The organism is Streptomonospora mangrovi (genome assembly GCF_027604915.1).
GTDB classification, from domain to species: domain Bacteria; phylum Actinomycetota; class Actinomycetes; order Streptosporangiales; family Streptosporangiaceae; genus Streptomonospora; species Streptomonospora mangrovi.
Genome location: NZ_JAJAQC010000096.1, coordinates 1 through 9,807 on the forward strand (window position 1 = coordinate 1; position 9,807 = coordinate 9,807).

Genomic DNA, 9,807 nt, shown 5'->3' on the forward strand with positions numbered 1-9,807 from the left:
CCCCCGCTGCGTCCGTCGGGAGGACCCGTCCCGGCTCCGCAGGCGCCCGGAGGCGCCTGGGTGGCCGTGGCAAAGGAACGGACTACCGCCTCAGCGGCGCGGCAAACCTCGCGAATCGGATTTTCCTCCCGTTGTGGCGGATTCCGATCGCGGATCCGCGCCGCCGCGCGGGCGCGGCGGGTGCGCCGGACCGGTGCCGCTGTAGGGGCGGCAGCGCGCCAGCACCGCCTCGGCCGCCGCCACCACCTCGGCCGTCCCGATCTCCAGCAGCCCGGGGTCGGTCTCGGCGCCGTGCGGGTCGCCGGTGCGCCCGCGCCACAGCGCCGCGTGGCGCGGCGCGTCGATGCGCGGCCCCCACCGCGCCGGATCCACCGGCCCGAACAGCACCACCGAGGGCGCGGCGTAGGCGGTCGCCAGGTGGGCCACTCCCGTGTCGCCGCACACCACCAGCCGGGCGCCGGCCACCGTGTGCGCCAGGGCGCGCAGCGTCGTGCGCCCGGCCAGCACCCGGTCGGTCCCCAGCCCGGCGAGTTCGGCCACGCGCAGCGCGCGCTCCCGCTCGGCCGGCCCGCCCGTCACCACCACCTCGTGCCCCAGGCCGGCCAGGTGGCGGGCCACCGCCGCGAACCGCTCGGGCGGCCACCGCCGCGACTCCGAGGCCGCCCCCGGGTGCACGACCACCGCGTCGGGGTGGCGCTCTGCCCCCTCCCCGTCGGGGCGCGGGGGCACCGGCAGCCGCAGGTCGGTGGGGTCGGCGGCGATCCCGTACCACGACAGCAGGCGGCACCACACGTCGGTCTCGTGCAGGCCGGCCGGCCAGGACGGGCCGGCCGTCGACTCCGCGACGTCGGGGTGGGCGTGGGTCCACAGCGCGCGCGGCCCCAGCGCCAGCAGCGCGCGGGTGGACTGCGGCCCGCGCCCGTGCAGGTTGACCGCGAGGTCGGGGGGCGCCGCTGCGGGCCAGTCGGGGACGGCGGTCCCCGCCGCCGGGGCCACGCCCCAGCCCGCCAGCCCCGCCAACTCCAGCAGTTCGGCGTGGCCCGGCGGCGCGGCGAGGTAGGGGCGCCGGCCCGGGAAGGCCCGCTGGAGCGCGCGCAGGGCGGGCACGGCGGTGAGGAAGTCGCCCAGGCCCAGGGCGCGCATGACCAGCATGCGGCCGCCGTCCTCGGCGGAGGCGGGGGTGCCGTGCGGCTCCGGGGTGTGCGCGGTGGTGCCGATGTCGCCCATGGGGTGGCGGCTACCGCCGCGCGCGGGGCTTGAAACACCGGGGGAGCCCGCGGCCGAGGAGGCGGCGGGCCGGGAAGGACGCCGGCCCGCCCGCGTCGGGGGTCGCACGCGGTTTCACCGGGCCGGGCGCGGCCGGGTTGGGATCCGCGCGGGCGGGCGGCGTCGCGGGTCGCGGCGGGCGGACCCGCCGAACACCCGCTGAGGTCACGGCGGCCTCCTATCAGACCGCCGCGAACGCCCCGTGCCCGGGCACCGGGCGTTCGTCTTTCCGGCCGTGCCTCCGGCGCGGACCGCCGCCCTCAGGCGGCGGGGGAGCGGCAGGGCGCCGCGTGGACGCGGCCGGCGCCGGGGAGCCGGGAGTGTGCGGCCCGCCGCTGGGCGGCGGGCGGCCCGCCCCGGGCGGGCGGGGTGGCAGGGGGTGGACGGGAGGATCCCCCGCGCGCCGCCCGCGCTGCGGCGGTCACCGGCCTCGTCGGGGCGGCGGGCTGCGGCGCGCGGCGGGGGATCAGGTGTTGGACGTGCTCCCGCTGATCTGGGACAGGACCGATGAGGGGTCGCGCTCCACGGCGAGGTCGCCCAGCGAGACGATCCCCACCACGCGGTCGCCGTCCACGACGGGCAGCCGCCGCACGGCCTGGTCGCGCATGCACTCCAGCGCCCGGTCGAGGCTGTCCGTCGGCCCCACGGTCGTGAGGTCGCCGCTGACGGCCTCGCGCACGGGGGTGCTGTCGACGTCGGCGCCGTCGGCCACGCAGCGGACGACGATGTCGCGGTCGGTCAGCACCCCCACCAGCCGGTCGCCGTCGGTCACGACGACGCCGCCGATGTCGCCGTCGCGCATCTCGACGGCGGCCTCGCGGATCGACGTGTCCGGCGAAACAGTGTGGGGAGGAGCCGTCATTACCTCCTTGACCTGCTGAGCCATGGTCACCACCTCGCTTCGGTGCTCGGGATCGTGGCTCCGGTCAGTCGGGCGGCGGCCGACGCGGTCCTCCGCGCCCGGTCCACCGCACGTGTGCACCTCTACCAGGCCGCGAGCCCTTGAAACCCGGCGATGTCGCTCCCCGGGCCCGCGCGCGCGGCCTGCGAGAATGCGCCAGGAGGAACACTGTGAGGTTGACCCGCTTCGGAGGGTAACAGTGGGGTCGGTGGGCTCGCCCGGGACAGTCGGGTGCGGACGCCCATGGCCGGATCGCAAGGCGCGTTTCGGGAGGACACGGTGGCCATCTCTGACGACGACCCGCGCCTGAGCCGCATCGAGGAGTGGCTCGCCGTGAACGACCCCGCCTACGTCCGGCGCGTACGCCGCTACTCCGAGCGGCTCGCCGACCGTCCCGCCGCGGGGGCCGCCGAGCCGGTGCCGTGGGCGGCGGTCGCCCTGCTGTGGGCAGTGGTGCTCGCCGCCGCCCTCGCCCTAGTCCTGACCACCGCCTTGACCGTGTGACCGACGCGGACCCCGCCGTGCCCGTCCGGAACGGCGACTCCGCTCTGAGCCTGACGAAACGGAGCCCGGATGACCCAGACCACCGACCCCGCGCGCGCGAGGTCCGCGCGCGGCGGTCCGATCGCCAGCGGATCGGTCATCGTCCGCTGGATGTCGTCGACCGACCACAAGGTCATCGGCTACATGTACATCATCACCGCGTTCGCGTTCTTCGTCGTGGGCGGCATCCTGGCGATGCTGATTCGCGCCGAACTGCTGTGGCCGGGGATGCAGGTGGTCACCCGCGAGCAGTACAACCAGTTGTTCACCATCCACGGCACGGTGATGATGCTGTTCTTCGCGACCCCGCTGTTCGTGGGGTTCGCCAACGTGATCATGCCGTTGCAGATCGGCGCCCCCGACGTGGCGTTCCCCCGCCTCAACATGTTCAGCTACTGGCTGTTCCTCTTCGGCGGACTGATGGTGGTGGCCGGCTTCCTCACCCCCACCGGAGCCGCCAGCTTCGGCTGGTTCGCCTACACACCGCTGTCCAACGAGGTGCGTTCCCCCGAGTTCGGCGGTGACCTGTGGGTCATCGGACTGCTGGTGTCCGGTCTGGGCACGATCCTGGGCTCGGTCAACTTCGTCACCACCATCGCGGTGATGAGGGCGCCCGGCATGACGGTGTTCCGCATGCCGATCTTCACCTGGAACACGCTGTTCACCGCGATCCTGGTACTCCTGGCCTTCCCGGTGCTCACCGCCGCGCTTGCCGGCCTGGGCGCCGATCGGATCCTCAACGCCCGCGTCTACGATCCCGAACACGGCGGTGCCATCCTGTGGCAGCACCTGTTCTGGTTCTTCGGCCACCCCGAGGTCTACATCATCGCGCTGCCGTTCTTCGGGATCGTCACAGAGATCATCCCCGTCTTCGCCCGCAAGCCGATCTTCGGCTACAAGGGCATGGTCGGGGCCACGATCGCCATCACGGGACTCTCGATGACCGTGTGGGCCCACCACATGTTCCCCACGGGGGCCGTCCTGCTGCCGTTCTTCTCCTTCATGTCGTTCCTCATCGCCGTACCCACCGGGATCAAGTTCTTCAACTGGATCGGCACCCTGTGGCGCGGTCAGCTCACCATGGCATCACCGCTGCTGTTCGCCATCGGGTTCCTGGTGACGTTCCTGTTCGGCGGGCTGACCGGGGTCATCCTGGCCTCGCCGCCGCTGGACTTCCACGTCCACGACTCCTACTTCGTGGTGGCCCACTTCCACTACGTGGTGTTCGGCACCGTTGTCTTCGCGATGTTCGCCGGCTTCTACTTCTGGTGGCCCAAGTTCACCGGCAGGATGCTCAACGAGGGGTTGGCCAAGCTGCACTTCTGGTTGTTGTTCATCGGCTTCCACGGGACCTTCCTGGTCCAGCACTGGCTGGGCGCCGAGGGCTTCCCCCGCCGCTACGCCGACTACCTGCCCAGCGACGGGTTCACCGAGCTGAACATGGTGTCCTCCGTCGCCTCGTTCGTCCTGGGTGCCTCCACGCTGGTCTTCTTCGCCAACGTCTGGTACTCGGCGCGGCACATGCCCAAGGTGACCGTGGACGATCCGTGGGGCTACGGCGGTTCGCTGGAGTGGGCGACTTCCTGCCCGCCACCCCGGCACAACTTCCTCACCCTGCCCAGGATCCGCAGCGAGCGTCCGGCGTTCGACCTGCACCATCCCTACACCCCTGCCCAGCCGGAGGAGGAGCGCCCGGCCTGACCGGCGTCGTGACCGGCTGGGCGGTCCCGGGGCGCACACCCGCCGGGACCGCCCAGCCGCCCGGAGGGCCGCGCGGGCGCGGGTCAGACCCGCAGCCACACCGCCGTGTCGCCCGGCAGTTCACCGTCCTCAACCGGGGCGCTGGCCAGCTCCACGGACGCCCCCGGTGGCAGCGGCACCGGCGCCGCGCCGGTGTTGACGACCACCAGCCACTCCGGGCCGCGCCGGAACGCCAGCACGTCGCCCTTGTCGAGGTCGGCGTCCCACTCCAGGGGCGCGTCGGCGGGCAGCGAGCGGCGCAGCCGGATCGCCGCGCGGTACAGCTCCAGCGTGGAGCCGGGGTCGCCGGTCTGCGCCCGCACCGACAGCTCCCCCCAGTGGGCGGGCTGGGGCAGCCATCCCGGCGCCGGGCCGAACCCGAACGACGGCCCCGTGCGCTCCCAGGGGATGGGCACGCGGCAGCCGTCGCGGCCCTTGGAGGTGTGCCCGCTGCGCTCCCACTTGGGGTCCTCCAGCACCTCGCGCGGCAGGTCGGCGACCTCGTGCAGGCCCAGCTCCTCGCCCTGGTAGAGGTAGGCCGAGCCGGGCAGCGCCAGCTCCAGCAGGGCCGCCGCCCGCGCCCGGCGCAGCCCCAGTTCGGGGTCGAGCGGGGGCCGGGTGCCGTCGCTGAGCAGCCAGGCGTGCAGGTCGGTGCCGTTGGGCAGGCCCAGGGCCGAGGCCGGGCGCACCACGTCGTGGTTGGACATCACCCACGTGGCGACCGTGCCCACCTCGGCGGCGTCGGCCAGGCTGGTGTCGATCACCCGGCGGTAGCCCTCGGCGTCCCAGCGGCAGCGCAGGAACTCGAAGTTGAACGCGGTCTGCAACTCGTCGGGGCGCAGGTAGCGCACCAGCCGGTCGCTGGGCAGCCACGCCTCGGCCACCGCCATGCGCGGCGGGTCGAACTCCTCGAACACCCGGCGCCACTCGCGGTAGACCTCGTGGACCTCGGGGCGGTCCCAGTAGGGGTGGTCGGGATTGGTGGCGACGTCGTCCAGGCCGCTGCCCTCGGGCACCGGGACGACCTCGCGCAGCGGCTCGCTCAGGTCCTTGACCAGGCCGTAGGCGACGTCGATGCGGAAGCCGTCGACCCCCCGGCGGCTCCAGAACCGCAGGATGTCCAGAAACTCCGCGCGGACCTCGGGGTTGTCCCAGTTGAGGTCGGGCTGCTCGGGGGCGAACAGGTGCAGGTACCACTGGCCGTCGGGCACCCGGGTCCAGGCCGGGCCGCCGAAGCGCGACTCCCAGTTGCTCGGCGGGAGGTCGCCGCCGGGGCCGCGGCCGTCGCGGAAGACGTAGCGCTCGCGGGCGGGGGAGCCGGGCGGTGCGGCCAGGGCCTCGGTGAACCAGGGGTGCCGGTCAGAGGTGTGGTTGGGGACGATGTCGATGATGACACGGATGTTGCGCGTGTGAGCGGCGGCCACCAGTTCGTCGAAATCGGCCGGCGTGCCCAGCCGGGGGTCGACCCCGCGGAAGTCGGCGACGTCGTAGCCGCCGTCGGCCAGCGGCGAGGGGTAGAAGGGCGACAGCCACAGGGCGTCCACCCCGAGGTCGGCGAGGTGGTCCAGGCGGCGGGTGACACCGGGAAGGTCGCCGATCCCGTCGCCGTCCGTGTCGGCGAAACTCCGCGGATAGATCTGGTAAATGACGGCGTCGCGCCACCACAGGTCGCTCATGATCTCCCTTTGCTACAGAGGGTAGTCGTCAGTGGGCGGGCGGGTGCGGGTACGGGTGGGCGGTGTCGAGGAGGGCCGTGGGGGCGGGCGGATCGGACAAGGGGCCGGGGCGGCGGCGGTGCCGCGCGGCGCGGCCGCGACAGGGCGAGGGGAGGCCGACGGGGCGGCGCGGCGCGCCCGGCCGGACGGGTTTTCCGCCGGGATGCTAACCAAATTACGGCAAATCTGGCAACGGTCCCATGTGCGGAATCGCTGGCTAGAGCAGCCTAATGCGTATGTGACTGGTTTAGTGTTGACTTCGCCACATAAGAACTGGCAACGTTTGCGGCCATCTTCGACGGCTCGTCGTCAAAGGAGAGAAGGCATGCACCTGTCGCGGAGAGGTCTCCTCACCGGCGGGGTGGTCCTCGCGGCCACCGCCCTCGCCGGCTGCGGAGGCGACGCCCGCCCGCCGGTCACCGCCGCCGACATCGCACCGCCCACCGAACCGGTCACCATCGACTGGATGGCCCCCGAGCTGCTCACCAACGACGGCAAGGACCTGCGCCGGTCCATGGTGCGCACATTCCAGGAGCGGTTCCCCGAGATCACCGTCCGCCTGGTCCAGGTCCCTCCCACCACCGACGTCCGCCGCACCACCCTGACCACCCAGATCGCCAGCGGCGCGGTCACCCCCGACGTCTACCTCGGCGACTGCGCCTGGCCCGCGCAGTTCGCGCACAACTCCCTGGCCATGCCCCTGGGCCGGGTCGCCGACGACGAGGAGTTCTGGTCCAAATACCCCGAGGAGGTCGTCTCCTCGATCTCCTACCAGGGCCAGGTCTACGCCTTCCCCTGCTACCTCGACCTCGCCTTCCTCTACTACCGGGCCGACCTGCTCGACAAGCACGGCCTCCAGGTCCCCGCCACCTGGGAGGAGCTGCGCCGCACCGCGCTGCGGCTCATCGACACCGGCGACGTCCGCTACGGCCTGGTGTGGCAGGGCATGTCGGGCGAACCCCTCACCTGCAACGTCTCGGAGTTCGTGGCCGACGCCGGCGGCGCCCTCATGGACCCCGACGCGCGCCGGGTCCGCGCCGACTCCCCCGAGGGGCGCCACGCCCTCACGTTCATGACCGAGCTGATCTCCTCGGGGGTGTCGCCCGAGGCGGTGGGCACCTTCGCCGAGGAGCAGACGCTGACCGCCTTCGCCGGCGGCCAGGCCGCCTTCCTGCGCAACTGGTCCTACGCCTGGGGCTCGGCCAACGACCCGGCGTCCTCCCTGGTCGCGGGCAAGGTCGACGCCGTCCTGCGGCCCACCTTCGACGGCGCCGGCGCCGCGCGCCACTCCACGCTCGGCGGCTGGCACAACTTCGTCAACCCGCACACCGCCCACCCCGGCGCGGCCGTCGCCTTCGCCCGGTGGGTCGCCGAGGAGGAGGCCCAGACCCTGATGGCCGCCACCTCGCCCTACCTGCCCACCCTCAGCAAGGTGCTCTACAACCCCGAGATCGCCGGCCGCGACAAGCCCACCAACCGCCTCTCGGCCGACGCCGACATCGTCCTGCGGCCCTTCGGCTCCCCGCACTACCCCGCCATCAGCAAGGCGGTCTACACCGGCGTCAACCGGCTGCTGGTCGACGGCGCCGACCCCGGCGCCGTGGGGGACACGCTCACCGAGGTGGCCCGGGGAATGGCACTGGCACGAGACGGGGTGGCGCTGTGAGGACGACGACCGGAAAGACCACCGGCATCCCGGCGCAGCGCCCGCCCAGCGAGACCGGGGGAGACCCCGCGCGCGGGCGCGGCCGCCGGGCGGGCGCGCCGCCGCGCCACGACGCCCAGCGCCGCCGCATGGCGCGCACCGGGTGGACCTACACCGCGCCCTCGCTGGCGGTCATCGGCGCGATCACCCTGTTCCCGATCGTGTTCTCGCTGGTCCTCAGCTTCTCCGAGGTCCGCATCGGCTACGGCGGGTTCGTGGTCGAGCGCCTGACGCTGGACAACTACCTCGCCCTGGTGCGGTCCTCCGACTGGTACTACGCGCTGGGGTTCACGGTCTTCTACACGGTGGTCACCGTGGCCGCCGAGGTCGTGCTGGGGGTGCTGGCGGCCCTGGTCATGGAGCGGCTGTCGGCCTCGCGCGGCTGGATGATGGCGCTGATGCTCATCCCCTGGTCGATGATCACCGTGGTCTCGGCCCGGCTGTGGGCCTACATGTACGACTCCAGCTACGGCGTCATCACCTGGCTGCTCCAGAACGTCTTCGGCGCCAACCCGCTGATCCTGGGCACCCCGGCCTCGGCGATCGGGGCCATGGCCGTGGCCGACATCTGGAAGACCACCCCGTTCGTGGCGATCATCGTGCTGGCCGGGCTGGTCATGCTGCCGCGCGACGTCTACGAGTCCGCCGAGGTCGACGGCGCCGGGCCCTGGACCATGTTCTGGCGCATCACGCTGCCGCAGTTGCGCCCCACCATCGCCGTGGCCGTGCTGTTCCGCATCCTCCAGGCGTTCGGGGTGTTCGACCTGCCGTTCGTGCTGACCGGGGGCGGGCCGGGCATCGCCACCCAGTCCCTGGCGGTGATGGGCTACAAGGTGCTCTTCCAGGACCTCAACATCGGTGCCGGCGCGGCCATCGCGACCTCGACCGGCCTGCTGGTGGCGGGCGCGTGCCTGCTGTTCCTCAAGGTGTTCCGAGCGCAGGTGGGCAAGGAGGACGTGGCATGAGCGCGCGCGACCGCAGTCTGCTGCACCGGGTGTTCAGCCCGGTGACCCTGGGCGCCGTGGTGCTGGCGCTGTTCACGGCGCTGCCGCTGTACTGGATGGTGGTCAACTCGCTGAAGCCGGTGACCGAGGTCGGCGCCATGCCGCCGACCCTGTGGCCCGGCGAGGTCACCGGCGACAACTACGTCAGCGCGTTCGTCGACCAGGGGTTCGGCCGCTACATCCTCAACAGCCTCGTGGTGTGCCTCAGCTCCACGGTGGTGGTGGTGAGCCTGGCGACGTTCGCGGGCTACGCGCTGGCGCGCACGCCCATGCGCGGGCGTGGCCCGGTGATGATCGCGCTGCTGATGGTGTCGGTGTACCCGCCCATCGCCGTGCTGGTGCCGCTGTATGTGATGGCGCGCGAGGTGGGCATGCTCAACTCCTATCCCGGGCTGATCATCCCCTACGTGGCGTTCAACCTGCCGTTCGCCATCTGGATCATGCGCAACTACATGCTGGCGGTGCCGGGCGGGCTGGAGGACGCCGCCCGGGTCGACGGCGCCTCGGCGACCCGCACCGTGCTCTCGATCATCCTGCCGCAGGTGCGCCCGGGGGTGTTCACGGCGGGCGTGTTCACCTTCACCGCCACCTGGACGGAGTTCCTGATGGCGCTGACGCTGAACTCCCAGGACGCCTACCGCACCATCCCGGTGGGGATCGCGCTGATGGGCACCGTCTTCGAGGTCCCCTACGGCATGATCTTCGCCGCCGCCGTGGTGGTGACCGCGCCCATCGCCGTGCTGGTGCTGATCTTCCGCAAGTCGGTGGTGGCCGGGCTGACCGCCGGGGCGATCAAGGGCTGAGGCGGGCCGGGGGCGACCGGCGGGGGCGCGCCCGCGAGACCGGGACGGACGGTCTCGCGGGCGCGGTCATGGGAAGCGGCGGTCGGGGGCGCCGCCCGCGCGGGCGGCGGCGCGCGGCGGGGCCGGCGGC

General features: G+C 72.9%; 8 protein-coding genes. 5 read left to right on the plus strand and 3 right to left on the minus strand.

All coding sequences use genetic code 11. From position 1 onward, the window contains the following. Positions 1 to 90: 90 nt before the first annotated feature. Together LG943_RS27080 and LG943_RS27085 are read right to left on the minus strand one after the other, a co-directional pair. Positions 91 to 1,227 carry a glycosyltransferase family 9 protein gene (locus LG943_RS27080; protein ID WP_270075219.1) on the minus strand — a complete coding sequence of 379 codons (1,137 nt, stop codon included), beginning with the start codon at positions 1,225 to 1,227 and terminating at the stop codon, positions 91 to 93. A 505-nt stretch (positions 1,228 to 1,732) separates the two neighbouring features. After that, entirely contained in the window at positions 1,733 to 2,152 is a 420-nt protein-coding gene (locus LG943_RS27085; protein WP_270075220.1) for a CBS domain-containing protein, read from the minus strand. A gap of 294 nt (positions 2,153 to 2,446) precedes the next feature. On the opposite strand from LG943_RS27085, the gene LG943_RS27090 reads away from it, so the two are divergent. Both LG943_RS27090 and ctaD read left to right on the plus strand, forming a co-directional pair. Continuing rightward, a complete protein-coding gene (locus LG943_RS27090; protein ID WP_270075221.1) occupies positions 2,447 to 2,671 on the plus strand; it encodes a DUF3040 domain-containing protein in 225 nt (74 codons plus the stop codon). A 69-nt stretch (positions 2,672 to 2,740) separates the two neighbouring features. Beyond that, positions 2,741 to 4,411, plus strand: a complete 1,671-nt coding sequence (gene ctaD / locus LG943_RS27095) for an aa3-type cytochrome oxidase subunit I (protein WP_270075222.1) — start codon at positions 2,741 to 2,743, stop codon at positions 4,409 to 4,411. An 83-nt stretch (positions 4,412 to 4,494) separates the two neighbouring features. Here the strand turns inward: ctaD and LG943_RS27100 are convergent, their stop codons facing one another. Next, on the minus strand, positions 4,495 to 6,126 hold the full coding sequence (locus LG943_RS27100) for a glycoside hydrolase family 13 protein (RefSeq protein WP_270075223.1): 1,632 nt from the start codon (positions 6,124 to 6,126) through the stop codon (positions 4,495 to 4,497). 364 nt (positions 6,127 to 6,490) lie between these two features. Here LG943_RS27100 and LG943_RS27105 point away from each other — a divergent pair, with 364 nt between their 5' ends. The 3 genes from LG943_RS27105 to LG943_RS27115 are packed head-to-tail and all read left to right on the plus strand — an operon-like array spanning position 6,491 to position 9,677. Then, entirely contained in the window at positions 6,491 to 7,831 is a 1,341-nt protein-coding gene (locus LG943_RS27105) for an extracellular solute-binding protein (protein ID WP_270075224.1), read from the plus strand. Beyond that, complete coding sequence (locus LG943_RS27110; RefSeq protein ID WP_270075225.1) at positions 7,828 to 8,835, plus strand: carbohydrate ABC transporter permease; 1,008 nt, start codon at positions 7,828 to 7,830, stop codon at positions 8,833 to 8,835. Before LG943_RS27105 ends, LG943_RS27110 begins: the two co-directional genes overlap by 4 nt. Then, entirely contained in the window at positions 8,832 to 9,677 is an 846-nt protein-coding gene (locus LG943_RS27115) for a carbohydrate ABC transporter permease (protein ID WP_270075226.1), read from the plus strand. Before LG943_RS27110 ends, LG943_RS27115 begins: the two co-directional genes overlap by 4 nt. The last annotated feature ends 130 nt before the right edge of the window (positions 9,678 to 9,807 follow it).

Bases quoted from the DNA above. Each gene is read 5' to 3' on its own strand.
- LG943_RS27085 (WP_270075220.1), bottom strand. From the start codon at position 2,152: ATGGCTCAGCAGGTCAAGGAGGTAATGACGGCTCCTCCCCACACTGTT.
- LG943_RS27080 (WP_270075219.1), bottom strand. From the start codon at position 1,227: ATGGGCGACATCGGCACCACCGCGCACACCCCGGAGCCGCACGGCACC.
- ctaD (WP_270075222.1), top strand. From the start codon at position 2,741: ATGACCCAGACCACCGACCCCGCGCGCGCGAGGTCCGCGCGCGGCGGT.
- LG943_RS27105 (WP_270075224.1), top strand. From the start codon at position 6,491: ATGCACCTGTCGCGGAGAGGTCTCCTCACCGGCGGGGTGGTCCTCGCG.
- LG943_RS27115 (WP_270075226.1), top strand. From the start codon at position 8,832: ATGAGCGCGCGCGACCGCAGTCTGCTGCACCGGGTGTTCAGCCCGGTG.
- LG943_RS27100 (WP_270075223.1), bottom strand. From the start codon at position 6,126: ATGAGCGACCTGTGGTGGCGCGACGCCGTCATTTACCAGATCTATCCG.